General features: G+C 54.1%; 1 pseudogene. It reads left to right on the top strand.

The features are described from left to right. Positions 1–303 (top strand): annotated as a pseudogene (locus tag GHO25_RS25915) (copper oxidase); the annotation flags it as partial.

The raw sequence follows: 303 nt of genomic DNA, 5'->3' as shown, positions 1-303 counted from the left end.
TCCAAGAACAGTCCGGGGTCTATGGGGCTTTGGTGATCGATGCCAAAGATCCGGAGCCGTTTGTATATGACCGTGATTACGTCGTCATGCTCAGCGATTGGACGGATGAAGACCCGGCGCAGGTGCTCTCCAAACTCAAGAAGCAATCTGACTACTACAACTTCCACAAGCGCACAATTGGCGACTTCGTTGACGATGTGAGCGAGAAAGGCTGGTCGGCCGCTGTAGCGGATCGGAAGATGTGGGCTGAAATGAAGATGAGCCCCACCGACCTCGCTGATGTGAGCGGGTATACCTACACCT

It is taken from the genome of Pseudomonas sp. FSL R10-1350, assembly GCF_009600525.1.
GTDB classification, from domain to species: Bacteria; Pseudomonadota; Gammaproteobacteria; order Pseudomonadales; family Pseudomonadaceae; genus Aquipseudomonas; species Aquipseudomonas helleri.
The sequence above is the reverse complement of the archived record's forward strand: the minus strand, read 5'-3'. Positions and strand labels throughout refer to the sequence as shown.